The sequence below is a fragment of the Cupriavidus sp. 01L45 genome, from assembly GCF_056399885.1.
Genome location: NZ_JBFTSG010000033.1, coordinates 17,196 through 42,486 on the forward strand (window position 1 = coordinate 17,196; position 25,291 = coordinate 42,486).

General features: G+C 66.3%; 19 protein-coding genes and 1 pseudogene. 8 read left to right on the plus strand and 12 right to left on the minus strand.

Translation table 11 applies throughout. The annotated features are described in order from the left end of the window. Window positions 1-40 precede the first annotated feature (40 nt). From hutG to hutU, 5 genes are all read right to left on the minus strand, one after another. Window positions 41-988, minus strand: coding sequence for a formimidoylglutamase (gene hutG, locus AC1DT6_RS22160; protein WP_441626824.1), 948 nt, complete (start codon window positions 986-988; stop codon window positions 41-43). Then, complete coding sequence (locus AC1DT6_RS22165; protein WP_441626826.1) at window positions 985-2,292, minus strand: MFS transporter; 1,308 nt, start codon at window positions 2,290-2,292, stop codon at window positions 985-987. Before AC1DT6_RS22165 ends, hutG begins: the two co-directional genes overlap by 4 nt. A 195-nt stretch (window positions 2,293-2,487) precedes the next feature. Beyond that, window positions 2,488-3,888, minus strand: a complete 1,401-nt coding sequence (locus AC1DT6_RS22170) for an amino acid permease (protein ID WP_477111511.1) — start codon at window positions 3,886-3,888, stop codon at window positions 2,488-2,490. A gap of 106 nt (window positions 3,889-3,994) precedes the next feature. Further along, window positions 3,995-5,527, minus strand: a complete 1,533-nt coding sequence (gene hutH / locus AC1DT6_RS22175; protein ID WP_477114894.1) for a histidine ammonia-lyase — start codon at window positions 5,525-5,527, stop codon at window positions 3,995-3,997. A gap of 2 nt (window positions 5,528-5,529) precedes the next feature. Next, window positions 5,530-7,215 carry a urocanate hydratase gene (gene hutU / locus AC1DT6_RS22180; protein WP_477114895.1) on the minus strand — a complete coding sequence of 562 codons (1,686 nt, stop codon included), beginning with the start codon at window positions 7,213-7,215 and terminating at the stop codon, window positions 5,530-5,532. A gap of 356 nt (window positions 7,216-7,571) precedes the next feature. Here hutU and AC1DT6_RS22185 point away from each other — a divergent pair, with 356 nt between their 5' ends. Continuing rightward, entirely contained in the window at window positions 7,572-9,404 is a 1,833-nt protein-coding gene (locus tag AC1DT6_RS22185; RefSeq protein ID WP_477114896.1) for an ABC transporter ATP-binding protein, read from the plus strand. Window positions 9,405-9,572: 168 nt separating this feature from the next. On the opposite strand, the gene AC1DT6_RS22190 is transcribed toward AC1DT6_RS22185, so the two are convergent. The 5 genes and pseudogenes from AC1DT6_RS22190 to AC1DT6_RS22210 form a co-directional block, all read right to left on the minus strand. Further along, the gene (locus tag AC1DT6_RS22190; protein WP_477114897.1) at window positions 9,573-10,103 is read right to left on the minus strand and encodes a chromate transporter; all 531 of its coding nucleotides are present in this window, start codon (window positions 10,101-10,103) and stop codon (window positions 9,573-9,575) included. 119 nt (window positions 10,104-10,222) lie between these two features. Continuing rightward, a pseudogene (locus tag AC1DT6_RS22195) lies at window positions 10,223-10,795 on the minus strand (chromate transporter); the annotation flags it as partial. A gap of 116 nt (window positions 10,796-10,911) precedes the next feature. Next, window positions 10,912-13,263 (minus strand): DNA topoisomerase IV subunit A, encoded by a 2,352-nt coding sequence (gene parC, locus AC1DT6_RS22200; RefSeq protein WP_441626838.1) that lies wholly within the window; start codon window positions 13,261-13,263, stop codon window positions 10,912-10,914. 92 nt (window positions 13,264-13,355) lie between these two features. Continuing rightward, window positions 13,356-14,135 carry a lytic transglycosylase domain-containing protein gene (locus AC1DT6_RS22205; RefSeq protein ID WP_441626840.1) on the minus strand — a complete coding sequence of 260 codons (780 nt, stop codon included), beginning with the start codon at window positions 14,133-14,135 and terminating at the stop codon, window positions 13,356-13,358. A 63-nt stretch (window positions 14,136-14,198) separates the two neighbouring features. Next, entirely contained in the window at window positions 14,199-16,190 is a 1,992-nt protein-coding gene (locus tag AC1DT6_RS22210) for a DNA topoisomerase IV subunit B (protein ID WP_045239668.1), read from the minus strand. A 305-nt stretch (window positions 16,191-16,495) separates the two neighbouring features. Here AC1DT6_RS22210 and AC1DT6_RS22215 point away from each other — a divergent pair, with 305 nt between their 5' ends. Further along, on the plus strand, window positions 16,496-17,728 hold the full coding sequence (locus AC1DT6_RS22215) for an MFS transporter (RefSeq protein WP_441626843.1): 1,233 nt from the start codon (window positions 16,496-16,498) through the stop codon (window positions 17,726-17,728). Next, a complete protein-coding gene (locus AC1DT6_RS22220) occupies window positions 17,725-17,865 on the plus strand; it encodes a hypothetical protein (protein ID WP_441626845.1) in 141 nt (46 codons plus the stop codon). Before AC1DT6_RS22215 ends, AC1DT6_RS22220 begins: the two co-directional genes overlap by 4 nt. A gap of 55 nt (window positions 17,866-17,920) precedes the next feature. Here AC1DT6_RS22220 and AC1DT6_RS22225 read toward each other — a convergent pair whose 3' ends face one another. Next, the gene (locus tag AC1DT6_RS22225; protein ID WP_477114898.1) at window positions 17,921-19,840 is read right to left on the minus strand and encodes an ATP-binding cassette domain-containing protein; all 1,920 of its coding nucleotides are present in this window, start codon (window positions 19,838-19,840) and stop codon (window positions 17,921-17,923) included. Window positions 19,841-20,348: 508 nt separating this feature from the next. On the opposite strand from AC1DT6_RS22225, the gene AC1DT6_RS22230 reads away from it, so the two are divergent. Next, complete coding sequence (locus AC1DT6_RS22230; RefSeq protein ID WP_441626849.1) at window positions 20,349-21,317, plus strand: amino acid ABC transporter substrate-binding protein; 969 nt, start codon at window positions 20,349-20,351, stop codon at window positions 21,315-21,317. Window positions 21,318-21,440: 123 nt separating this feature from the next. Further along, entirely contained in the window at window positions 21,441-22,637 is a 1,197-nt protein-coding gene (locus tag AC1DT6_RS22235; RefSeq protein WP_441626851.1) for a benzoate/H(+) symporter BenE family transporter, read from the plus strand. Between the two features lie 3 nt (window positions 22,638-22,640). On the opposite strand, the gene AC1DT6_RS22240 is transcribed toward AC1DT6_RS22235, so the two are convergent. Then, window positions 22,641-23,135 (minus strand): hypothetical protein, encoded by a 495-nt coding sequence (locus AC1DT6_RS22240; protein WP_276286667.1) that lies wholly within the window; start codon window positions 23,133-23,135, stop codon window positions 22,641-22,643. Window positions 23,136-23,454: 319 nt separating this feature from the next. On the opposite strand from AC1DT6_RS22240, the gene AC1DT6_RS22245 reads away from it, so the two are divergent. The 3 genes from AC1DT6_RS22245 (at window position 23,455) to AC1DT6_RS22255 (ending at window position 25,019) form a co-directional block, all read left to right on the plus strand. Then, window positions 23,455-23,790 (plus strand): DMT family transporter, encoded by a 336-nt coding sequence (locus AC1DT6_RS22245; protein ID WP_441626853.1) that lies wholly within the window; start codon window positions 23,455-23,457, stop codon window positions 23,788-23,790. A 191-nt stretch (window positions 23,791-23,981) separates the two neighbouring features. Continuing rightward, window positions 23,982-24,365, plus strand: coding sequence for a hypothetical protein (locus AC1DT6_RS22250; protein ID WP_441626855.1), 384 nt, complete (start codon window positions 23,982-23,984; stop codon window positions 24,363-24,365). A 291-nt stretch (window positions 24,366-24,656) separates the two neighbouring features. Then, a complete protein-coding gene (locus tag AC1DT6_RS22255) occupies window positions 24,657-25,019 on the plus strand; it encodes a hypothetical protein (protein ID WP_428178902.1) in 363 nt (120 codons plus the stop codon). The last annotated feature ends 272 nt before the right edge of the window (window positions 25,020-25,291 follow it).

Sequence of the window (25,291 nt, forward strand, 5' to 3'; positions counted from 1 at the left end):
GCGGGTTTTTCTCTAGCTGCGCGCGCCGTGTTTGCGACGCTCAGGCCATCAGCCGGTAGGCCAGCCGCGCCGCTGCACGCGCCCCGCAGCCATCGCGATCGTAGAGCGGATTGAACTCCGCCAGGTCCGCCACGCGCAGCTTGCCGCTGGCGCGCACCAGCATGACGATCGCCTCCACCACCGGCAGCGGCACGCCATAGGCTGCCGGCGCCGACACCGCCGGCATCACCGCCGCCGGCAGCACGTCCAGGTCGATGGTGAGGTAGACATGGTCGACCTCGTCCATCAAGGCCTGCAATTCGGCAAGCCGCGCGTCGAGGTGCCGTTCCTGCATCTGCACATCCTCGACATAGTGCACGCCAAGCCCATCCGCATGCGCGAACAGCGCGGCGGTATTGCCGAGGCGGCTGACGCCCAGGCACGCGTATTCGAAGCGCTGGCCACGCTCCCGGCACGCCTGCGCGATCTGGTCGAACGGCGTGCCCGAACTGCCGGGGCGGCCGGTGCGCAAATCGAAGTGCGCATCGAGATTGATCACCAGCACGCGGCCCTGGTCGCCACGGGCATCGAGATGCGCGCGCAGGCCCTGCCAGGTGCCCCAGGCAATCTCGTGGCCGCCGCCCAGCACCAGCGTGAATGCGCCCTGCCCCAACTCCGCGGCGACCGCTTGCGCCAACGCCTGCTGCGCCGCTTCGAGATCGCCATCGTTGCAGGCCACGTCGCCGGCATCGTGGAAGGCAGCCAGGCCATGCGCAGGGACGCCCGCCAGCGCGCGGCGGATTTCGCGCGGGCCGCCAGCGGCGCCGGGACGGCCCTGGTTGCGCAGCACGCCGGCATCGCAGCAAAAGCCCAGCAGCACCGGCGCGCCGGGTTCGCGAGCGGAACCTTCGGTGCGCGCCACATTGAACAGGCGACGGGTATCGCCAGTCTCGTTGCTATCGGTGCGGCCGCGCCAGACGGTGCCGGCCGCGGGATCCAGTTCGCTCATGACAGGCGGCGGCCCAGGGTTTCCGGCACCATCGCCAGGCCGATCAGCGAGACCAGGCCGCAGCCAATCACGTAAAACGCAGGCGCATTGGGATTGGCGGTGAGATGGATCAGCTCGGTCGAGAAGAACTGCGCGAAGCCACCGAAGATGGCGATCGCCACGCAGTAGGCAATCGACAGGCCCGTAGCGCGCAGGCGCTGCGGCAGCACCTCGCTGACCAGCACCATCGAAGCCGGCGAGGTCATCGACATCGGCACCGAGAGGCAGCCCACCACCAGCAGCAGACGCGTCAGGCTTGGCTCGGCGTTGATCAGCACAAAGGCGGGATAGATCATCAGCAGCAATGCCACGCGCGACCACAGCACCACCGGACGGCGGCCCAGGCGATCACTCAGCCAGCCCGCGAACGGCGACAACACCACTTGCACGGCGGCGGCCACGCAGGCGGCCCAGATGCCCAGCGACAGCGGCATGTGCAGCTGGCTGACGGCGTAGTTGCTCAGGTAGTACACGACGATATAGGTCGACGATGCCACGCCGATCATCAGCAGGATGCAGGCCACCAGCGCACGGCCGTGTTCACGCAGCAACTGCAGGGTGGAGCCGCGCTCCGACTCGCCAGCGGCCGGCGCGGTTTCTTCCAGGCGGCGGCGAATCACCAGGCCTACCGGAATCACCAGGATGCCGATCACGAATGCCAGGCGCCAGCCCCAGGCTTCCAGCGCTTGCTGCTCCAGCACATTGCTGAGCAGCAGGCCGACCAGCGCGCCGAACAGCGCCGCCAGGCCCTGGCTGAACGGTTGCCAGCTGGTATAGAAGCCACGCGAGCGGTTGTCGGCATATTCCAGCAGCAGGGCCGTGGAAGCGCCCATCTCGCCGCCGATGGCAAAGCCCTGCACCAGCCGCGCGAGCAGGATCATGATCGGCGCGAGCATGCCGATCTGGGCATAGGTCGGGGTCACCACGAAAATCACCGAGCTCAGGCCCATCAGCCAGAGCGTCAGCGCCACTGCCGGCTTGCGGCCGACGCGGTCGGCGTACATGCCGATCAGCAAGCCGCCCAGCGGGCGCATCAGGAAGCCAACGCCGAAGGTGGCAAACGACAGCAGCAACTGTCCGGTGGGGTCGGAAACAGGGAAATACAGGCGGCCAATCAGCGTGGCGAAGAAGCTGTAGACCACGAAGTCGTAGAACTCCAGGCCATTGCCGACGGTGATGGCGGCGATGGCCTGGATCTTGGACAGCGGCTGGGCCGTGGCGGCATGCCGGGCCGCTATGCCGGGGATGGTGTTGTCAATGGACATTAGGTAACTCCGAAGCAAGAAAATCCTGGCCGCCCGCAAGCGGGCGACGGGCGCAACCCAGGGGGGGACGGCACGATTCGCGCCGCAGCGGTAGCGCGCGGGGCTGGCGTGCGCTGCCGTTCGCCCTGGCATCCGGCTGGACGGATGCCGGGCAACGCTGACCCTGCCGAGGCCTGGTCAGCGCATGTGCATGTATCAGTCCGCTGCCAGGTAGGGCGCAGATACGCCCGCCCCGCCGCGCGGCCGTCCCCAGCACCACCATGCCACCACCAGCAGCAGCAGCCACACCGCGCCCACCAGCAGCGCGACGCGGGTCTGCGGGAACCAGCCAAGCACGCCGAAGATGAACAGCATGAAGGCAATGGCTGCGAGCGGCGCCACCGGCCAGAACGGCACGGGGAATTTCAGCGCCGCCACTTCGGTGCGGCTCATGCGCCTGCGCAAGGCGACCTGCGACAGCAAGATCATCAGCCACACCCAGACAGTGGCAAAGGTGGCGATGGAAGCGATCAACGTGAATACGTCCTCGGGCATCACGTAGTTGAGCACCACGCCGGCCAGCAGGGCGAAGGCCATCACCACCACCGTCATCCAGGGCACGCCCTTGCGCGATACGCTCGCGAAAATGCGCGGCGCCTGCCGCTGCACCGCCATGCCGTACAGCATGCGCCCGGCGCCGAAGATGTCGCTGTTGATGGCGGATACCGCCGCGGAGATCACCACGACATTCAGCAGCGCGGCGGCCGAGCCAATGCCCAGCCGGCTGAAGATCTGCACAAAGGGGCTGCCCTCGCTGCCGATGCGATGCCATGGATAGAGAGACATCAGTACCGCCAGCGTCAGCACATAGAACAGCAGGATGCGCAGGGGTACCGCGTTGATGGCACGCGGAATCACGCGCTCCGGATCGCGCGCCTCGCCGGCCGTGATCCCGATGATCTCGATGCCGCCAAAGGCGAACATCACCACGGCGAGCGAGGCGATGATGCCGCCGATACCGTTGGGCATGAAGCCCCCGTGCTCCCAGAGATTGTGAATGCCGGTGGCGACCCCGCCATCGGCCATGCCCAGGCCGAACAGCATGATGGCAACGCCGCCGCAGATCATCGCGGCGATGGCGCCGACCTTGAGCAGCGACAGCCAGAACTCCAGTTCGCCGAACACCTTGACGCTGAGCAGGTTGAGCCCGCCGATCAGGAACACGATGCCCAGCACCCAGATCCAGCGCGGCACGTCCGGGAACCAGAAGCCCATGTAGATACCGAAGGCAGTCACGTCAGCCAGGCAAACGATGATCATCTCGAAAGCGTAGGTCCAGCCAAGCAGGAAGCCCGCCAGCGGTCCCAGTCCAGTGCTGGCGTACTGCCCGAACGAACCCGACACCGGGTTGCGCACGGCCATCTCCCCCAGCGCACGCATCACCATGTAGACCGCCGCGCCACCGATCAGGTAGGCCAGCAGCACCGCCGGTCCCGCGGCCTGGATGGCCGAGGCCGAGCCGTAGAAGAGTCCTGTGCCGATGGCCGACCCGAGCGCCATGAAGCGGATATGACGGGCGCTGAGGCTACGCTGCAGGCCTTGCGACTGCTCTTGCATCTCTTTGTCTCCGAATCGTTGTTCTGTCGCGCCCGGGTGCCGGCGGCAGCCTGCCACGCAATCCTCTGCGCGGCCGCTGCGCCGTCCCGGGCGTCATGCCCCTGGCTCAGAGGCTGGGCAGCAGCCGCGCCGGCAGCAGTGCATTCAGGATGCCGCCTGCCAGCAGCTTGCTCGCGGACTCGATATCCGGCGCAAAGAAGCGGTCCTTCTCGTAGTAGGCCACCTCGGCGCGCAGCAGGCTGCGTGCCTGCTCCAGCTTGGGCGAACTCTTCAGGCCTTCGCGGAAGTCCAGGCCCTGGCAGGCGCCCAGCCACTCCACGGCAAGGATGCCGCGCACGTTCTCGGCCATGGCCCACAGGCGCTTGCCGGCATTCGGCGCCATCGACACGTGGTCCTCCTGGTTGGCCGAGGTAGGCAGGGTGTCGACGCTGTGCGGATGGGCCAGCGCCTTGTTGTCGCTGGCCAGCGCCGCAGCGGTGACCTGGGCAATCATGAAGCCCGAGTTGACGCCCCCGTTGGCCACCAGGAAAGGCGGCAGCTGCGACATGTGCCGGTCCATCATCAGCGAAATGCGGCGCTCCGACAGCGAGCCGATCTCGGCGATGGCCAGTGCCAGGTTATCGGCAGCCATCGCCACCGGTTCAGCGTGGAAATTGCCGCCCGAGATCACGTCGCCTTCGGCGGCAAACACCAAGGGGTTATCCGAGACCGCGTTGGCCTCCACTTCCAGGACCTCGGCGGCCTGCCGCAATTGCGTCAGGCAAGCGCCCATCACCTGCGGCTGGCAGCGCAACGAGTAGGGATCCTGCACCTTGTCGCACTGCGCATGCGAACGCGCCAGCTCGCTGGTATCGGTCAGCAGATCGCGATAGGTGGCGGCCGCATCGATCTGGCCGCGCTGGCCGCGCACCGCATGAATGCGCGCGTCAAAGGGAGCGCGCGAGCCGAGCATGGCCTCTACGCTGAGACTGCCGCATACCGTGGCGGCGGCAAACAGATCCTCGGCCTCGAACAGGCCGCGCAGCGCGTAGGCGGTCGATACCTGGGTGCCGTTGAGCAGGGCCAGGCCCTCCTTGGCGGCCAGGGTCAGCGGCTCGAGGCCGGCGCGGGCCAGGGCCTGACGCGCAGGCAGCCATTCGCCCTGGTAGCGGGCGCGGCTTTCGCCCAGCAGCACCAGGGACATATGCGCCAGCGGCGCCAGGTCGCCGGAGGCGCCCACCGAGCCCTTGAGCGGGATATGCGGATAGACTTCGGCATTGACCAGGGCAATCAGCGCATCAATCACCTTGCGGCGGATGCCGGAGAAGCCGCGCGCCAGGCTATTGATCTTGAGCAGCATGATCAGCCGCACCATGGCGTCGTCGAGCGGTTCGCCCACGCCGGCGGCGTGCGACAGCACCAGCGAGCGCTGCAGGTTCTCCAGGTCTTCGCGGGCGATGCGCGTCTGCGCCAGCAAGCCGAAGCCGGTATTGATGCCGTAGGCGGTCCGGCCTTCGGCAACGATGTTCTCGACACAGGCCACGCTCGCGGCGATCGCCTCGGCGGCCTCGCTGTCCAGGCTCACGCGCAGCGGCTGCAGATAGGCCTGGCGCAGCTGCGCCAGGCTCAGTTGACCAGGTTTCAGGTTCAGCGCGTTCACGTTCAGGCTTCCTTCTTGTGGTTGAGCATCGGCAGGTTCAGGCCCTGCTCGCGAGCACAGTCGATGGCGATGTCATAGCCGGCATCAGCATGGCGCATCACGCCGGTGGCGGGATCGTTGTGCAGCACGCGCGCGATGCGGGCGGCGGCTTCGTCGGTGCCGTCGCACACGATCACCACGCCCGAATGCTGCGAGAAGCCCATGCCCACGCCGCCGCCGTGATGCAGCGAGACCCAGGTCGCGCCGCTGGCGGTATTGAGCAGCGCGTTCAGCAGCGGCCAGTCGGACACCGCGTCGGAGCCATCCTTCATGCTTTCCGTTTCACGGTTGGGGCTGGCCACCGAGCCGGAATCGAGGTGGTCGCGGCCGATCACTACCGGCGCCGACAGTTCGCCACTGCGCACCATCTCGTTGAACGCCAGGCCAAGCTTGGCACGCAGGCCCAGGCCGACCCAGCAGATACGCGCCGGCAGGCCCTGGAAGCTGATGCGCTCGCGCGCCATGTCCAGCCAGCGGTGCAGGTGGGCATCGTCCGGGATCAGTTCCTTGACCTTGGCATCGGTCTTGTAGATGTCCTGCGGATCGCCCGACAGCGCGGCCCAGCGGAACGGGCCGATGCCGCGGCAGAACAGCGGGCGGATGTAGGCCGGCACGAAACCCGGGAAATCGAAGGCGTTCGCCACGCCCTCTTCCTTGGCCATCTGGCGGATGTTGTTGCCGTAGTCGAAGGTGGGCACGCCCATCTTCTGGAAGTCCAGCATGGCCCGCACGTGCAGCGCCATCGATTGCTTGGCGGCCTTGACCACCGCTGCCGGGTCGGTCTGCGCGCGGTCGCGGTACTGGCCCCAGGTCCAGCCCACCGGCAGGTAGCCGTTTAGCGGGTCATGGGCGCTGGTCTGGTCGGTGACCATGTCCGGGCGCACGCCGCGGCGCACCAGTTCGGGCAGCACTTCGGCGGCGTTGGCGCACAGCGCGATGGAAACGGCGCGGCCTTCGGCGGTGTACCTGGCGATGCGCGCCAGCGCGTCATCGAGGTCGGTAGCCTGTTCGTCGACATAGCGCGTGCGCAGGCGGAAATCGATGCTGGCCTGCTGGCATTCGATGTTCAGCGAGCAGGCGYCGGCCAGCGTGGCGGCCAGCGGCTGCGCACCGCCCATGCCGCCCAGGCCCGCGGTCAGCACCCAGCGGCCCTTGAGGTTGCCGTTGTAGTGCTGGCGGCCGGCTTCCACGAAGGTCTCGTAGGTGCCCTGGACGATGCCCTGGCTGCCGATATAGATCCAGCTGCCCGCGGTCATCTGACCGTACATGGCCAGGCCCTTGGCATCCAGTTCGTTGAAGTGTTCCCAGGTGGCCCAGTGCGGCACCAGGTTGGAATTGGCGATCAATACGCGCGGGGCATTGCTGTGGGTCTTGAACACGCCGACCGGCTTGCCGGACTGCACCAGCAGGGTCTCGTCGTCGTTCAGCGTCTTGAGCGTCTCGACGATCTTGTCATAGCACTCCCAGTTGCGCGCGGCACGGCCAATGCCGCCGTACACCACCAGCTCCTTGGGGTTCTCCGCCACTTCCGGGTCGAGATTGTTCATCAACATGCGCAGCGGCGCTTCGGTCTGCCAGCTCTTGGCATTCAGCTGGCTGCCGCGCGGGGCGCGGATCTCTACATCGCGAAAGCGGGAGGTATTGCTCACGGGAACTCCTTGGTGAATAAGGCTGGCTCGAACCGCTCTGTTCAGCCATGCTAGGTATGTATAGTGTTGTATAGACAAGTAGAGGAAAATTGGGGTATTCCCGGAGGTACGCCCCACACATGACGAAAAAGTGCCTTTGTAAGTGCTTGAATGACGAGGGTGACGGAGAGTGCTTGCCGCTTCGAGCACGCCGCCAAGTACCGCGACATGGACGCCCCCTGCCACGGGTACGAAATCCGCGATACGCAAGCGCGGTATCATGCTCCTGACCCGCCGCATGCCCATGGCATCGATACGGCCTTGCGAGCACGCCGGCGACCCGGACGAGGCGGCCGCCGCAGAACCCCTGGACTCCCATGCTGATGCGTTTCCTCGAACGGCTGATCGACCCGTTCCGCGCCCTCCCCGACACCCAGCCGCCCGGCCAGATCTGGCGCTTCTACGCCTATTACCTGCGGGAGGTGTGGCCGGTCTTTGCGCTGCTGCTGGGCGTGGGGCTGGCTGGCGCGCTGATCGAAGTCTCGCTGTTCGGCTTTCTCGGCCGCCTGGTCGACCTGGCGCAAGCAACGCCGCCCGCCGACTTCTTCGCGCGCCACCGTGTCGAGCTGGTGTGGATGGCGGTGGTGGCGCTGCTGCTGCGTCCGTTCTTMAACGGCCTGCACGACATCCTCGTGCACCAGGTCATCAACCCGAACCTGGGCAACCTGGTGCGCTGGCAGAACCACCGCTACGTGCTCAAGCAGAGCCTGTCGTTTTTCCAGAACGACTTTGCCGGGCGCATCGCGCAGCGCATCATGCAGACCGGCTTCTCGCTGCGCGATTCAGCGGTGCAGGCCGTGGATGCAATCTGGCATGTGTTGATCTACGCGGCCAGCTCCCTCTACCTGTTCGCGCAAGCCGACTGGCGCCTGATGATTCCGCTCGTGGCGTGGATCGGCTGCTACGTGAGCGCCATGCTGTACTTCACGCCACGCGTGAAGGCGCGCTCGGTAGCCGCCACCGGCGCGCGCTCGCGGCTGATGGGGCGCATCGTCGACGGCTATACCAATATCACCACACTCAAGCTGTTCGCCCACACGCGCCATGAAGAAGACTACGCGCGCGAAGCCATGGCCGACCTGACCGACAAGGCGCGCCTGTCCGGCCGCATGGTCAGCGCCATGGATTTCACGGTGACCTCGCTCAATGGCCTGCTGATCGCCGGCACCACCGGGCTGGCGCTGTGGCTCTGGAGCCAGGGCCATGTCAGCGTCGGCGCGATTGCGCTGTCGACCGGACTGGTAATCCGCATCGTCAGCATGTCGGGCTGGATCATGTGGGTGATCAGCGGCATCTTCGAGAATATCGGCCAGGTGCAGGATGGCCTGCAGACCATCGCCGTGCCACGCACGATCGGCGATCGCGGCGACGCGCAGGCGCTGCGCGTCACGCGCGCAGAGGTGCGCTTCGAAGGCGTGGGCTTTCACTACGGCAAGGGCTCGGGCGTGATCGAAAACATCGATCTGGTGGTGCGCCCTGGCGAGAAGATCGGCCTGGTCGGCCCGTCCGGGGCCGGCAAGTCGACGCTGGTCAACCTGCTGCTGCGGCTGTACGACGTGGAGCGAGGACGCATCCTGATCGACGGCCAGGACATCGCCGGCGTCACGCAGGAAAGCCTGCGCGCGCAGATCGGCATGGTGACGCAGGATACGTCGCTGCTGCACCGCTCGATCCGCGACAACCTGCGCTACGGCCGGCCCGGCGCCAGCGAGGCCGAACTGCTTGCGGCAGCGGACGACGCGCATGCCGGCGAGTTCATTCCGCGTTTGCGCGATGCGCATGGGGCGACGGGACTGGATGCGCAGGTGGGCGAGCGCGGCGTGAAGCTATCGGGCGGGCAACGCCAGCGTATCGCGGTGGCGCGCGTGCTGCTGAAGAATGCCCCAATCCTGATCCTGGACGAAGCCACCTCGGCACTGGACTCCGAGGTGGAAGCTGCCATCCAGGAGAACCTGGAGACGCTGATGCAGGGCAAGACCGTGATCGCCATCGCGCACAGGCTCTCCACCATCGCGCGCATGGACCGGCTGGTGGTGCTGCAGGATGGGCGGATTGCCGAGAGCGGGACGCATGCGGAGTTGCTGGCGCGTGGGGGGCTTTATGCGCGGTTGTGGGCGCATCAGACTGGGGGGTTTGTGGGGGTGGAATAGTTGGGGGATTGATGTAGGCGGCGTTGGCATCTTGCACCCAAGGGCGTACGACATCCCCCTGCGGGGGACGCCGTACGCACTTGGGTGCAAAAACCATCGCCGCTAAAAGAACAGCAACCACCTACACAGAGAGGCCCTTTCCCCCAACAACCAACAACAACCACCCCCTCAAACCCACCCCAATACCCCCGCCCCAGCCCCCACCCCCACCAACACCAACGGATGCACCTTGGTCTTCAACATCAACCCGATGGTAACCACCGTCACCGCCACCGCAGTCCAGCGGTGATCCACGCTCGCGGCAAGAATCCAGCCGGTGGAGAACAGCAGGCCGATGGTCAGCGTGGCAAGGCCGCGCCGGATCAGGCCGGGCCAGCGCGCCTGCGGCGAGCGGCCGGCGAAATACTCGAAACCGAGCGCGATCACGCTGGACGGCCCGCAAATGCCAATCATGCCGACGATGGCGCCGGCCAGACCCGCCACCTGCCAGCCGAACAGGGCAACGAACAAGATGTTCGGCCCAGGCGCGGCCTGCGAGATGGCGTACATGGCGGAGAACTGCGCGTCGCTCATCCAGGCGTTCGACTCCACCAGGAAGCGATGCATGTCGGGGATGGTGGTGCTGGCCCCGCCGATGGCAAGGAATGACAGCATCAGAAAATGCGTGAGCAGGYTGGAAAGCACGTTGGGCGAGCTCATTGGCGCGGCTCCTTGGCCTCGGGCGGCACGGCATCGATGCMATCATCGCTGGACGGCATGCCGGGCGCGTCGATCGCAGTCGGCGCCAGTGGCGCATGCGCGCGCCGCGCCAGTTGCTCGCTGCGCCACTCCAGCACCAGGCCCATCGGCACCAGCACCGCCATCACCGGCACGAGCGGCCAGCGCAGCAGCCCGATGCCGACAAACGCCGCACCGCCGATCATCAACCCCCGCACGGTGCGCGGCTGGCTTTGCGCCAGCTTGAAGCCGGTCGACAGCACCAGGCCCGCCGACACCGCCGTCATGCCCGTCAGCATGCGCTGCACCGCCGCCACGTCGCGGTAGTGCTCGTACAGCAGCATCAGCGCCAGCACGCCCACCATTGGCACCATCACCAGCCCCGCGAAGGCCGCGAGCGCGCCGCGCAGCCCGGCAAAGCGCAGGCCCAGCATCAGCGCGAGGTTGATCACGTTGGGGCCAGGCAGCACCTGCCCGAGGCTGAGCAGCTCGACGAAGTCGCGGTCGCCAAGCCAGCGGTTGCGATCCACCACGGCGCGCCGCACGAACGGCAGCACGCCGCCGAAGCCTGAGAGCCCCATGCGGGCAAATTCGATGAACAGGCGCCGCGGCGTGGGCGGGGGTGCTAGCGCTACCATCGGATCGTCGCCGGCGGGGGAAGGAGTAACTGGCATCGCGTGTAAACGGGAGAGACATGGCCTGACGGGATGGCACCCGAGCGTTCCGCCATGCGCGGTAAAGAAAAAAGCCCCGCGCATTGTCGCGCAGGGCCAGTTTGGGTTGACGCGGCTTAGTTGCCGCTTGCCGGGGGGACGATCCGTACCGGCTCGATGCTCGGCTCCTTGAGCCTGAGATCCAGCGCGCGGCCCTTGCGGGCGCGCTTGCCCACATAAGGCAGCAGCAGCTGGCCGTAGAGCTTCTGCGAGCTTGGCTTGCCGCCGCGCCCGGCGCCGGACACCAACAGGCCCGGCGCGCCCACGGCGATCGCCTGCAACAGCGTCTCCTTGGGCTCCAGCTCCATCAGGATCACGCCACGGCCACCGGCCGACAGCGACTTGATCTCGTCGAGCGACACCAGCAGCATGCGGCCGTTGGCCGACAAGCAGGCCACGTGCGTGGCTTCCTCGCCGATCGGCGCGGGCACCAGCGGCGCGTCGCCCTCGTCCAGCGTGAGGTAGGCGCGACCGCCCTTCTGCCGGCTGACCATATCACCCACCTTGGTCTGGAAGCCGTTACCGCCGCGCGTGGCGACTAGCATGCGCTGGTCGACGCTGCCGGCGAAGGTGTGGGCGATCTGGCTGCCGGGCTGCAACTCGATCAGCGTCGTCACCGGCACGCCGTCGCCCCGCCCGCCGGGCAGGCCGGCGACCGGCACGGTGTACGCGCGGCCATTGGTGCCGAACACCAGCATGACGTCCACGGTGCGGCACTCGAAGGTGCCGTACAGTGCATCGCCCGCCTTGAAGGTGAACTGCTGCGCATCGTGGCCGTGGCCCTGGCGCGTGCGCACCCAGCCCTTTTGCGACACCACCACGGTGACGGGCTCGTCAACCACGCGCACTTCGGCGGCGGCGCGGCGCTCTTCCTGGATCAGCGTGCGGCGCGGGTCCTTGTCTTCGGGGCTGTACTGCTTGGCGTCGGTCTCGATTTCCTTGATGATGCGGCGGCGCATCATGGTCTCGGACTTGAGCAGCACGTCCAGCTCGGCTTGCTCGTCGCGCAGGGTCTTCAGCTCCTGCTCGATGCGGATGGCTTCCAGCCTGGCCAGCTGACGCAGGCGGATTTCCAGGATGTCCTCGGCCTGGCGGTCGGACAGGCTGAAGGCCTGCATCAGCGCCGGCTTGGGCTCGTCGCTCTCGCGGATGATGCGGATCACCTCGTCGATATTGAGCAGCACCAGCATCCGGCCTTCCAGGATGTGGATGCGGTCCTCGACCTTGCCCAGCCGATGGCGGGTACGGCGGGTGACAGTGGCGAAGCGGAAGGCGATCCACTCGCGCAGGATATCGGCAAGGCCCTTTTGTCGCGGCCGGCCATCGGTGCCGATCATCACCAGGTTGATCGAGGCGCCGGATTCCAGGCTGGTATGCGCCAGCAGCGTCTGGATGAATTCCTGCTGCTCGATGTTCTTGCTCTTGGGCTCGAACACCAGCCGCACCGGCGCGTCCTTGCCGGACTCGTCGCGCACCGCGTCGAGCACGGCCAGCATGCCCTGCTTGAGCTGCAACTGCTCGGGCGTGAGCGACTTCTTGCCGGCACGCACCTTGGGGTTGGTGATCTCCTCGATCTCCTCCAGCACCTTCTGCGACGACGTGCTCGGCGGCAGTTCGGTCACCACCAGTTGCCACTGGCCGCGCGCCATTTCCTCGATGGTCCAGCGCGCGCGCACCTTCAGGCTGCCACGGCCGTTCTCGTAGATCGCGGCGATATCCGAAGCCGGTGAAATGATCTGGCCGCCGCCGGGATAGTCCGGCCCGGGCATCAGCGCCAGCAGTTCGGCCAGCGTGATGTTGGGGTTGCGGATCATCGCCACGGTGGCCGCCGCGACTTCGCGCAGGTTGTGCGGCGGGACTTCGGTGGCCATGCCCACGGCAATGCCGGAAGCGCCGTTGAGCAGCACGAACGGCAGCCGCGCCGGCATCAGCTTGGGCTCTTCCATCGAGCCGTCGTAGTTGGGCACGAAGTCCACCGTGCCCTGGTCGATCTCGTCGAGCAGCAGGCGCGAGATCGGCGTGAGGCGGGCCTCGGTGTACCGCATCGCGGCGGCGCCATCGCCATCGCGCGAGCCGAAGTTGCCCTGCCCATCGATCAGCGGGTAGCGCAGCGAGAAGTCCTGCGCCAGCCGCACCAGCGCATCGTAGGCGGACTGGTCGCCGTGCGGGTGGAATTTACCGAGCACGTCGCCCACCACGCGCGCCGACTTGACCGGCTTGGCGTCGGCGCGCAAGCCCATCTCGTGCATGGCGAACAGGATGCGGCGCTGCACCGGCTTCTGGCCGTCGGCGACTTCCGGCAGCGCGCGGCCCTTGACCACACTGATGGCGTAGTCGAGATAGGCGCGCTCGGCGTAGTGCGCAAGCGTCAGCGAGTCCGCTCCCTCGTCGGGTGAACCTGGGTCAAACGGAATGTCTTGTTGTTCCATGGATTGGCAAGAATACGGCGCATCGCATCGTTGGCCGGTGCGCCGGTTGCAAGTTGTTCGTTATGCGGTTCGTCGTGTTGTCCGTGATCGGATCAGGGCATGTTGCGGCGGCCGCCGATCACCATCTTGACGCGATTGATGCCCCCACCCGCGACCCCCGCGGGCGCGCCACCCGGACGGTAGAAGCGATAGAACTGCAGCACCGTGCTGACGTACTGCTGGGTCTCGGGATAAGGCGGAATCTTGTTGTTGTAGCGCTGTACCGCGCCCTCGCCGGCGTTGTACGCTGCCAGCACCAGTTCGAGGTTGTTGGGGAACAGCTCCATCAGCCAGCGCAAATAACGCACGCCGGCCGAGATATTGGTATGCGGGTCGGCCAGCTTCTGCCCGACCGTGCGCCGCGCGTCAGCGCTCACGCCGAAGCGCGCGCCGGTGTCGGGAATCACCTGCATCAGCCCGATCGCGCCCTTGGGCGACACCGCGCCGGCGTTGAAGCCCGACTCCACCGCCATCACCGCCTTGACCAGCGCCGGATCCACATTCTGCGCCTGCGCGACCTGGCGGATGATGGGTTCGACCGTGGCGATATTGGGATGGTTGACGACGTAGCGGTAAAGCTTGTGCGTTTCCAGGTCGATCTGGCCGCCGGCGCCGGCGCGGCCCACCGAGGGGCTCTTGAGCTCGCCGCCGTTCTTCATGAACAGCGTATAGCGCTCGTCCAGCTTCTCATCCGAGAAATGCGCCACGCCGTCGTCGTCGATGTAGCCATACAGCGCCGCGTGGGCCGCCGGCGCCAGGGCCAGGCCGGCCAGCAGCATGCCGGCGGCAATCCACTGCCGCGGCCGGTTGCTGGTAGGTCTGGTCTTTGCCATCGGGATTCCTCGCGTCATGCAGGCACCGGACGTCACGAACGCCGGCTGCCTGGCCATCAGATATCAGATATCGGCAACCACCTCGTTGCCACGCTCTTCGAGCCAGGTACGCCGCTGCGCGGCCTCGCCCTTGCCCATCAGCATATTCATCACGCCCACGGTCTGGGGCAGGTCGAAATGGCCCAGCGCGACCGGCAACAGGCGGCGCGTGTCGGGATTCATGGTGGTTTCCCAAAGCTGCTCGGCATTCATCTCGCCCAACCCCTTGAAGCGGGAGATCTGCCAGCCGCCTTCCTTGATGCCGTCCTTCATCAGCTTGTCCTGGATCGCCACCAGTTCGCCATCGTCCAGCGCATAGAGCTTCTGGGCCGGCTTCTTGCCGCGCGCCGGCGCATCCACGCGGTACAGCGGCGGGCGCGCCACGCACACATTGCCGTTGTCGATCAGCTTGGGGAAATGCTTGAAGAACAAGGTCAGCAACAGCACCTGGATGTGCGCGCCGTCCACGTCCGCGTCGGACAGGATGCAGATCTTGCCATAGCGCAGGTTGGACAGGTCGGGCTCGTCATTGGCACTGTGCGGGTCCACGCCGATGGCCACCGCGATATCGTGCACTTCGTTGTTGGCGAACAGGCGGTCGCGCTCGGTCTCCCAGGTGTTGAGCACCTTGCCGCGCAGCGGCAGGATGGCCTGGAACTCCTTGTCGCGCCCCATCTTGGCGGAACCGCCGGCGGAATCGCCCTCGACCAGGAACAGTTCGTTGCGGGTGACGTCGGTGGATTCGCAGTCGGTCAGCTTGCCCGGCAGCACGGCCACGCCGGAGCCCTTCTTCTTTTCCACTTTTTGCGCGGCGCGCGTACGCGCCTGCGCCTGGCGGATCACCAGCTCGGCCAGCTTCTTGCCGTATTCCACATGATGGTTCAGCCACAGCTCCAGCGCGGGGCGGCTGAAGGCGGACACCAGCTTCACCGCGTCGCGGCTGTTCAGGCGCTCCTTGATCTGGCCCTGGAACTGCGGGTCCAGCACCTTGGCGGACAGCACGAAGGACGCGCGCGCGAAAACGTCTTCGCTCATCAGCTTGACGCCCTTGGGCTGCAGCGCGTGCATCTCGATAAAGCTCTTGACCGCCTGGAACAGGCCTTCGCGCAGGCCGGACTCGTGCGTGCCGCCGGCGGGGGTGGGGATCAGGTTGACGTAGGATTCGCGCACCGGCGCGCCGTCCTCGGTCCAGGCCACCACCCAGGAAGCGCCCTCGCCTTCCGCGAAGCCTTCCTCGGCCGGGTTGGCGTCGGGGTCGGCGAAGTGCTCGCCCTCGAACATCGGCACCACCAGTTCGGCGCCGCTGCCCTGTGCCAGCGCTTCCACCAGGTAGCCCTTCAGGCCCTGGTCATACTGCCAGGTCTGGCGTTCGCCATTTTTCTCGTGCAGCAGCGTGACCTTGACGCCGGGCAGCAGCACGGCCTTGCTGCGCAGCAGGCGCTGCAACTCGGCCATCGGGATCGTGGCCGAATCGAAGTATTTCGCGTCGGGCCACACCTGCACCCGCGTGCCGCTCTTCTTCTCGCCGCGCTCGAGCTTGCGCGTGGCCAGCGGCACGGTGACGTCGCCGCCGGAGAAGGTCAGCGTGGAACAGTTACCGTCGCGCCAGACGGTCACGTCGAGCTGGGTCGACAGCGCATTGGTGACGGAAACGCCCACCCCGTGCAGGCCGCCCGAGAAGGCGTACGCGCCGCCCTTGCCCTTGTCGAACTTGCCGCCCGCGTGCAGGCGGGTAAATACGATTTCCACCACCGGGACCTGCTCTTCGGGGTGGATGCCGACCGGGATGCCGCGGCCATCGTCCTCCACGCTGACGCTGCCGTCGCGGTGCAGGGTGACCATGATTTCGGACCCGTGGCCGCCGAGCGCTTCGTCGGAGGCGTTATCGATCACCTCCTGCACGATATGCAGGGGGTTGTCGGTACGGGTGTACATGCCGGGCCGTTGCTTGACCGGCTCCAGGCCCTTCAGGACCCGGATGGAAGATTCGCTGTACTGACTGGTTTTGCTCGCCATGGAGTCGCTTGCTTAGTAGGATTCTCGGCCAGCCTTGGCGGGGGGCGCTTGCCGCACGCCAGCCAGGGGGGGCCGGGCAGCCTGCATTGTAATGGAAGCGCGCAGCCGTCTTGGTGCCAATCGTGACTGCGCGTTACAGTGATCAATGCAGCATATTCGGCACTAACCCTGCCCCGGAGCGGCGCCCGACGCCACGAGCCGATGCGGGGTACACTCGCTCGCACAGGCGCAGCCCAGACGGGCCCGGACCGCGCCGGCAAAACTAAAAACAGCACTACGCACACCGAGCCAGGATGCAGGACGCCATGCAGAACAACATTCAAAGCACGCCGAAAAAGGCACTTTCCCTCACAACAGTCCTTATGTGCGGTGGCTTGCTCGTCACCCTGTCAATGGGTATCCGGCACGGTTTCGGCCTGTTCAACCTTCCCATCACGCAGACGCACGGCTGGAGCCGCGAGACTTTCGCCTTCGCGCTGGCGCTGCAGAACCTGATGTGGGGCGTGACCCAGCCGTTCACCGGCGCCCTGGCCGACAAGTTCGGCGCGTTCCGCATCATGCTGATCGGCATTGCACTTTATGTCGGGGGCCTGGTAGTCATGGCGATGGCCACCTCGGGCACCGCCTTTGCCTCGGGCGCCGGCATCCTGATCGGCATTGCGCAATCCGGCACCACGTACAGCGTGGTGTACGGCGTGATCGGGCGCGTAGCCAGCCCAGAGAAACGCGTCTGGGCCATGGGCATCGCAGCCGCCGCGGGCTCCTTCGGCCAGTTCCTGATGATCCCCGTCGAGCAGACGCTGATCTCGGTGGCAGGCTGGCAGAACGCCTTGTTCGTGCTGGCGGTGCTGGCTTGCCTGATGCTGCCGCTGGCCTTCAGCCTGCGCGAGCCGCAAAGCGAGGGGCACGGGAGCGGCTTCCAGCAGACCATCGGCCAGGCCGTGCGCGAAGCGTTCGGCAACCGCAACTTCCAGTTGCTGACGCTGGGCTATTTCGTGTGCGGCTTCCAGGTGGTGTTCATCGGCGTGCACCTGGCGCCCTACCTCAAGGACCGCGGCCTGACCGATCCCAAGATCGCCACCGTGGCGCTGGCGCTGATCGGCCTGTTCAATGTGTTCGGCACCTATAGCGCCGGCGCGCTCGGCCAGCGCATGCCCAAGCGCCACCTGCTGTCGATGATCTACATCACCCGCTCGGTGGTGATCGCCGCCTACCTGCTGCTGCCGCTGACGGCCGCCAGCACCTGGGTGTTCGCCGCCATGATGGGCTTCCTGTGGCTGTCCACGGTGCCGCTGACCAACGGCATCATTGCCCAGGTATTCGGCGTGCAGTATCTGTCGATGCTGTCAGGGGTGGTGTTCTTCTCGCACCAGATCGGCAGCTTCCTGGGCGCCTGGCTGGGGGGCTTCCTGTACGACCGCACCGGCACGTACGACATGGTGTGGATGATCGCAATCGGGCTGGGCGTCGTCGCCGCGCTGGTCAACCTGCCGATACGCGAGCACGCGATCGCGCGCCCGCAGGCGGCAGTGGCATGAGCGCCGCGCGCGCCGCTGCCTTGCGGGCCGGCGGCTTCGCGGCGCTGGCCGCGTTGATGGTGCTGGGCTTCATGTCCTACCTGCGGCCGGCGTTCATGGTGGATCTGACTAACATGGTGCTGGCCTGGTGCGGGTAAGGACGGCGGGCGTCCCATGGCACATGGGACGCCCCCGCCCGACCGCCCTGCCCCGTTACTGCGCCTCGGCCTTGGTCTTCGCCTCCAGCACTTCCCAGCGCTCCAGCGCCTCCAGCAGTTCCATGTCGATCTCATCGTGCCGCGCCGCAAGCTGCGCGGCCTTGCCCGCGTCGCTGACATAGAGCGAGCCATCCGCCAACTGCGCGCTGACGGCCTTCTGCTCATTTTCCAGCGAGGCAATGCGCTCGGGCAGCGTATCGAGTTCGCGTTGCTCCTTGTACGACAGCTTGACCACGCGGCCGGGGGCTCGCGCTTCGCGCGGCTTCGGCGCTTCCGCTGCCTTGCGCTCGCCCGCGCGCGCTTCCTGCATGGCCGCGCTGCGCGCCGACTGCACCTGCCAGTCGGAGTAGCCGCCCACATACTCGCGCCAGCGCCCGTCGCCTTCGGCGGCGATGGTCGAAGTCACCACGTTGTCCAGGAAGGCCCGGTCGTGCGAGACCAGGAAAACAGTGCCGCTGTAGTCCTGCAGCAGTTCCTCCAGCAGTTCCAGCGTGTCGATGTCCAGATCGTTGGTGGGTTCGTCGAGCACCAGCACATTGGCCGGGCGCGCGAACAGGCGCGCCAGCAGCAGCCGGTTGCGCTCGCCGCCGGACAGCGACTTGACCGGCGAACGCGCGCGCTCCGGCGCGAACAGGAAGTCGCCCAGGTAGCTCATCACGTGCTTGCGCTGGCCGTTGATTTCGACCCAGTCGCTGCCCGGGCTGATGGTATCGGCCAGCGAGCGCTCCAGGTCCAGCTGCGTGCGCATCTGGTCAAAATACGCCACCTGCATATTGCTGCCGTTCTTGACCTCGCCAGTATCCGGCGCCAGTTCGCCCAGGATCAGCCGCAGCAGCGTGGTCTTGCCCGCGCCATTGGAGCCGATCAGGCCGACCTTGTCGCCGCGCATGATGGCGCCGGTGAAATCGCGCACCACCATCTTGTCGCCGAAGGCCTTGCTGACATTGGTCAGCTCGGCGACGATCTTGCCGGAGCGCTCGCCTTGCGACACCTCCAGCTTGACGTTGCCCTGCACGTCGCGCCGCGACGCGCGTTCGTTGCGCATCGTCACCAGGCGCTGGATGCGGGCCACGCTGCGCGTGCGGCGCGCTTCCACGCCCTTGCGGATCCAGACTTCTTCCTGCGCCAGCAGCTTGTCGAACTTGGCCTGCTCGACCTGCTCGGCGTCCAGTTGCTCGGCCTTGCGCGTCTGGTAGGCGGCAAAGTTGCCGGGGAAGGAAACGAGCCGGCCGCGGTCCAGTTCGACGATGCGGGTGGCCACGCGATCGAGGAAGGCGCGATCGTGGGTAATCAGCAGCACGCTGCCGCGGAAAGCCAGCAGCAGGTCTTCGAGCCAGCGGATCGCTTCCACGTCCAGGTGGTTGGTGGGTTCGTCGAGCAGCAGGATGTCGGGCTCTGCCACCAGTCCCTGCGCCAGCGCCACGCGCTTTTGCATGCCGCCGGACAGCGAATCCACGCGCACATCGGCAGTAAGGCTGAGTTGCGCCAGCGTGGTTTCCACCCGCGTACGCAAGCCCCATGCCCCGGCGGCGTCGACTTCGGACTGCAGGCGGTGCAATTCGGCCAGCGAGTCCTCATCGTGGCTATCGTCGAGCGCCGCCAGCGCCGCCTCATAGGCGACCAGCAGGTCGTGAACCTTGCCCAGACCCAGGGACACGGCGTCGAACACGGTCTGGCCCGGCTCGAACTGAGGCTCCTGCGGCACATATGCCGAGGTCACGCCACTCTGACGCGCGATCAGGCCATCGTCCGGCGCGGACAGGCCGGCCACGATCTTGAGCAGCGACGACTTGCCGGTGCCGTTGCGGCCAATCAGGCCGACGCGCTCGCCGGCTTCGAGGGAGAAGTCGGCATGGTCGAGCAAGGCCACGTGCCCGAAGGCGAGCTGGGCGTCGGAAATCGAAAACAGGGCCATGGGAGCAATACGAAAGGAGACAGCGAAAGGAAGGCGACTCAAGCGGCTTGAACGCGCAGCCACCCGCCGGCGTCGGCCGGCAAGCAGGCGGCAGGGTGCCAGGTAGCCGGCATTGTAGACCACCTCCGTGCGCCCTCGCCCGGAGCCGCGGCCCAAAAAAAGAAGGGCCCGCGCTTGCGCGGGCCCAAGAGTCTCTCCTCGGTGCCCTGCTCGCAAGGCACGAACGGAGCATAGCAAGCGCCTCCGCCCGGCTCTAGTCGGACAAGTCCGTAAGGGAAAGTCCCGTCAACGCCCGCGGCCGGCCGCATCCTTCCGGGCCTGTTGCTCGCCACGCAACACCCCACGCCGCGACCGTTGTCCGGCTGCTTGCCGTCGTGGAACAATGCTTGCCGGCCAGCAGGCCGCAGCACAACGGCAGTAGCAGCATAAAAACCGGTCCGAACCGGTGCAGGCGACCCAACGCCATTTCCGCTCGACGCCTTTTTCGCTTCTTTGTACGGGGACATCCATGATCCATCCGGTTTGCCGGCGCCTGCGCGGCGCCGGGCTGGCGATTTCGCCCAGCCCGGTCCGCCTGCCGCTGCTGCTCCTGCTATCAACCTTGCTCACATTCTGGCTGTCCGCCGGTGCCAGGCCTGCCGCGGCGCAGTCCGACGGCTCACCGGTGCTGCATCGCATTGCCCAGACCGGGGTGCTGCGCATCGCCCACCGCGAGAGCTCGGTACCGTTTTCCTTCGTGGCCGACGGCAAGCCGCACGGCTATGCCGTCGACCTCTGCCTGCGGGTAGCCGATGCGCTACGCGGCGCACTCACACTGCCCGCCCTCAAGGTGGAATTCGTGCCCGTCACGCCGGCCAGCCGCATCACCGCGATCGTCGACGGCAAAGCCGATCTCGAATGCGGGTCCACCACCAATAACCGCGAACGGCGCGAACAGGTGGCCTTCACCATCCCGCACTACATCGCCGGCAGCCGCATGCTGGTGAGGACCGACTCCGGCATTCGCAAGCTGGGCGACCTGCGCGGCAAGACGGTGGTCTCCACGGCGGGCACGACATCGCTGGCCGTGGTTCGCCAGATCAACGGCTCCGGCGCCATGCAGATCCGCGTGGTGGAAGCCAGGGACCACGCCGAAGCCTTCGCCATGGTCGAGCAAGGCAAGGCCGACGCCTTCGTCATGGACGATGTGCTGCTCTACGGCCTGCGCGCGAACTCGCGCAACCCGGCCAGCTACACCGTCACCAGCGAACTGCTGACGATCGAGCCCTACGCCATCATGCTGTCGAAGCAGGACGCCGAGTTCAAGCGGCTGGTGGACAAGACGCTGGTCTCGGCCATCTATTCGCTCGAGACCCAAAAGCTCTACAAGAAGTGGTTCCAGTCGCCGATCCCGCCGCACGGCGTCAACCTCGACATCCCGATGAGCTACCTGCTGCGCGACTCCTTCAAGTTCCCCAGCGACAAGGTTGCCGACTAGCATCGCATGCGGCTGCGGGGAGCCTGCAATGCTCCAGGGCAGGGCAAGAACGGCGCAACTCGTGCGAAGATGACGGCCCGGCCGCTTTCGAGCGCCCGCCTCGTCAAGCCAAGTCCCCGTTCCATGTCCACTGCCACCGCCCCCCTGAAGCTGACCGACCTCTCCGTCTCCGCCCTGGTAGCCGGGCTGATTGCCATGCTGACCGGCTATACCAGTTCGCTGGTGCTGATGATCCAGGCGGGCCAGGCGGCCCACCTGTCGGATGCGCAGGTTGCCTCCTGGATCTGGGCGTTATCCATCGGCATGGGCGTCACCACCATCGGGCTCACGCTGCTGACACGTGCTCCCATTGTCATTGCCTGGTCCACGCCCGGCGCCGCCCTGCTGATCGCCAGCCTGCCCGGCGTGCCCTATCCGGAGGCGATCGGCGCCTTCGTGATGGCGGCGCTGCTGATGACGGCGGCGGGCCTGACGGGCTGGTTCGACAAACTGATGCGCGCGTTGCCGGCCAGTATTGCCTCCGCCCTGCTGGCCGGCATCCTGTTCCGCATCAGCGTCGACGTGTTCGTGCAAGCCCAGCAGCAAACCCTGTTGCTGCTGGTGATGTTCGCGTTGTACCTGGCGGGCAAGCGCTTCTGGGCGCGCTACGCGGTGCCGGGCGTGCTGCTGGTGGGCGTGGCGCTGGCCGGCGCGCTTGGCCAGCTGCATTTCGAATCGTTCCATTTCGCGCTGGCCCGGCCGGTGTGGACCACGCCGGCATTCTCGCTGCAGGCTTTCGTCAGCATCGCCGTGCCACTGTTTATCGTCGCGCTGGCTTCGCAGAATATTCCCGGATTGGCGGTGCTGCGCGCCGACGGCTATCACGTAGCGGCGTCACCGCTGATCACCGTGACCGGCATCGCTTCGGTCCTGCTCGCGCCGTTCGGCTCGCATGGCATCAACCTCGCGGCGATCACGGCAGCCATCTGCACCGGCGCGGAAGCGGATCCGGACCGCAACCGGCGCTATACGGCCGCGGTGGTTTGCGGACTCGGCTATCTGGTGGCGGGCGTGCTGGCCGCCAGTATTGCCGCGCTATTCGCCGCCTTTCCCAAGGCGCTGGTGGTCGCGGTAGCCGCCTTCGCCTTGCTTGGCTCGATCGCCAGCGGCCTGACCACGGCCATGCAGACCCCGGCGGAGCGCGAGTCGGCCCTGCTCACGTTCATGATCACCGCCTCCGGCATGACGCTGGCCGGCGTGGGTTCGGCCTTCTGGGGCGTGGTGGGTGGCATGCTGGCGCTGCTGGTGCTGCGCCCGCGCACCGCTCCCCGGGCCGGATAACGCTTAAAGCAGCAGGAAGGCGATGTCCGCCGAACCGATGCCGGATAGCGGCGTGCCCTTGCGCCGCTGGAACAGGATGTGCTGAAGCACCCGGTCGCGGTGCTCTGCAAATGTGGACGGCTCGAAACGCAATGCGGTCAGCGCGTAGTGTTCGGCGAGCAGCTTGTAGACGCGGTGGCGCACCATCAGCATTTCGCTCTCGGCGCGCAAGCGGCTGATTTCGGCGCCGTTATCCTCTTCCAGCTGCCGCATGCCCACCACCACGCGCGCATGCATGCCACGATAGCGGTCCAGTTCGCCATGCGCCTTGCGCAGCTCCTCTCGCAGCGCCCTCACCTCCTGCTGGAGCTTCAGGTTATGTTGCACGCCGCGCTGGATGCGCGAGGCTTCTTCCAGCGCGACATCCGCCGCCGCAATCGTGTTCCGCCATACTCCCTGACCCGTCGCGTGACCCTCCACCTGCGGCCACACGGTCTGTACCTCATCCTCGCCATTCATGGCGCCCCCCCCTGAGAACCTGACTCCCCCGCCGTTGGCTTTATGACGTCTGCCAACTGGTCGGGACTACCGCGAACACCCCGCAGGCGATCAACCGGATCGCCGGTGCTTCTGCAATGAAGCACCCAACACCGATTGAAGTGCGCATCACGGTGCCGGACAACCACCCGAAAGGAGGGATCGCCAACGTGTGCGCGCGCACCGACTGTGGTTTGTACTGTACACCGCAGGCACCCGCAGCGGTTGCCGCGCATCCGGCGGGCCAGTAATGGTATGGGAAAATGTGGCCCCAACGGCAGCCAAAAAGAAGGACTTACCGATGAACGCTTATGTGCTCCTGGCCCTCGCCATCGCGGCCGAAGTCATCGCCACCAGCAGCCTCAAGGCGTCCGAGAGCTTTACGCGCCTGTGGCCAAGCTTGCTGGTGGTAGCCGGATACGTCGGCGCCTTTTTCCTGCTGATGCAGGTCATGAAGACCGTGCCGGTAGGCATTGCCTACGCCATCTGGTGCGGCGCCGGCATCGTGCTGGTCACGCTGATCGCCAGCGTGCTCTATCGCCAGGTACCGGACCTGGCGGCATGGGCAGGAATCGGGCTGATCATCGCGGGGGTTGCGGTGATCCAGCTCTTTTCGAAGATGGGGGCGGCGCACTGAGGCAACGGCGTCGCGCAAGCCCGCCGCCGTTGCGCGGCGAGGCGATGGCCGCAGCCAAGCAAGCCTCTGGCCGACCGGAAACGTCAGCCGTACAATTTCTGCAAGAAGGGATGTGCACCTGACAGTTCATATGCTGCCCGAAGCGTTGCTTCGGGATCGTCAACTCGCTCTGCTCTCCCCATGGAGTCGACATGAAGAAGATGATACTGGCCGCCACAACAGCACTGCTGTGCGCCGCAGCGTCAGCCGAGGACGCGTACATCTACCCGACGGAGAACATGAAAGTCGGGGAAACTGTCCAGCTGCAATCTCCGACCGTCCTGTTCATCAACAAGAAGTGCGACCTGCCGTTCGTCGATGCCGCGCACATGCGCTTCTATGCGTCTTATCGTAGCGATGCGTCCAATCGCGGCACCTGGGATACCGGCTGCTGGGCGAAGAACATCCACGGCGACGCGATCATCGTCGTGCTGAGGATGCCAAACAGGACGATCGCCCTCAAAACCCTGGCACGCGCCGACGTCCAGAAAGATGGCACCGCCACGATCAAGGCGTTGCCCGCCCAGGGCCGCTAGCGCCACCGGCCGAAGGAGGCCTTGATTGACTTGGGAATGGGGGATTTCGGAGAACTTTCGCGAACCAGAACCAGGCTATGCCCCGTCGGCAGGATTCATAAAACCGGCTGTAACCAATACTGGAAGCCGATTTACCAGAATACGATTTTCGTGGTGCCACGAATGTAGATGATCTTGATGGATACGTCGCCGCCTTGAGGCACTGTATATCCATACAGTTAACTCAACTTTCAGCATCTACATTCAGGCGGCTCTTATACTGGATATCCATACAGTACCAGTGAGAGAGACATGTTCGCCTGCGATATCGAGACCGTCTTCCTGTTCCGCCGCGCAGCCGATGCGGTCGCCGCACCCTTCCCTTGCGAGCGAATCACCGTGGACGATCCGCTGCTGACCGCCGACACATGGAATCCCGAGGCAGAAGCAGCGGCACAAGCCACCGGCGCCACGCTCGTCCTGAACGGCATCGACACCGCAGCAATCATGGCGCTGCCGTGGACAATCGATCGCCTGGAGTTCAATTACCGTGGCGCCTGGCTAAGCTTCCTGCTGGCCTACAGCATCCAGTTCACAGGTCCTCGCTCGATTTGCCTGCGCACCCGCGGCGAGCGCCACTATGCCACCCGTCAGGAGGTGGCATGTTCTCTGTGACCTACCAGGCTGGCTCCAGCTTCCTCGAAACCCGGTTCCTGCCCGGCGACACGGTCGAGCAGCGCCTCGACCGCGAAGGTGTCACGGTATCGAGACCCGCCACATCGAGAAGATGGTGTGGACGGCCGACTGCCTGTTGTTCGAGCAGGACGGCCAGCACCACCGGATCAAGGTTGCCCGGCCAGCGGTGAAAACGCCGCTACGCGCGCGGTTCCCCCGCCGCTGAATAGCTGCGCCGCGCCACCACGCCCCCCCCAAAGAACGCCAACTGC

Excerpts from the sequence above, each read along its gene's own strand:
- hutG (WP_441626824.1), bottom strand. The coding sequence starts at position 988 with ATGAGCGAACTGGATCCCGCGGCCGGCACCGTCTGGCGCGGCCGCACC.
- AC1DT6_RS22165 (WP_441626826.1), bottom strand. The coding sequence starts at position 2,292 with ATGTCCATTGACAACACCATCCCCGGCATAGCGGCCCGGCATGCCGCC.
- AC1DT6_RS22170 (WP_477111511.1), bottom strand. The coding sequence starts at position 3,888 with ATGCAAGAGCAGTCGCAAGGCCTGCAGCGTAGCCTCAGCGCCCGTCAT.
- parC (WP_441626838.1), bottom strand. The coding sequence starts at position 13,263 with ATGGAACAACAAGACATTCCGTTTGACCCAGGTTCACCCGACGAGGGA.
- AC1DT6_RS22205 (WP_441626840.1), bottom strand. The coding sequence starts at position 14,135 with ATGGCAAAGACCAGACCTACCAGCAACCGGCCGCGGCAGTGGATTGCC.
- AC1DT6_RS22210 (WP_045239668.1), bottom strand. The coding sequence starts at position 16,190 with ATGGCGAGCAAAACCAGTCAGTACAGCGAATCTTCCATCCGGGTCCTG.
- AC1DT6_RS22215 (WP_441626843.1), top strand. The coding sequence starts at position 16,496 with ATGCAGAACAACATTCAAAGCACGCCGAAAAAGGCACTTTCCCTCACA.
- AC1DT6_RS22220 (WP_441626845.1), top strand. The coding sequence starts at position 17,725 with ATGAGCGCCGCGCGCGCCGCTGCCTTGCGGGCCGGCGGCTTCGCGGCG.
- AC1DT6_RS22225 (WP_477114898.1), bottom strand. The coding sequence starts at position 19,840 with ATGGCCCTGTTTTCGATTTCCGACGCCCAGCTCGCCTTCGGGCACGTG.
- AC1DT6_RS22230 (WP_441626849.1), top strand. The coding sequence starts at position 20,349 with ATGATCCATCCGGTTTGCCGGCGCCTGCGCGGCGCCGGGCTGGCGATT.
- AC1DT6_RS22235 (WP_441626851.1), top strand. The coding sequence starts at position 21,441 with ATGTCCACTGCCACCGCCCCCCTGAAGCTGACCGACCTCTCCGTCTCC.
- AC1DT6_RS22240 (WP_276286667.1), bottom strand. The coding sequence starts at position 23,135 with ATGAATGGCGAGGATGAGGTACAGACCGTGTGGCCGCAGGTGGAGGGT.
- AC1DT6_RS22245 (WP_441626853.1), top strand. The coding sequence starts at position 23,455 with ATGAACGCTTATGTGCTCCTGGCCCTCGCCATCGCGGCCGAAGTCATC.
- AC1DT6_RS22250 (WP_441626855.1), top strand. The coding sequence starts at position 23,982 with ATGAAGAAGATGATACTGGCCGCCACAACAGCACTGCTGTGCGCCGCA.
- AC1DT6_RS22255 (WP_428178902.1), top strand. The coding sequence starts at position 24,657 with ATGTTCGCCTGCGATATCGAGACCGTCTTCCTGTTCCGCCGCGCAGCC.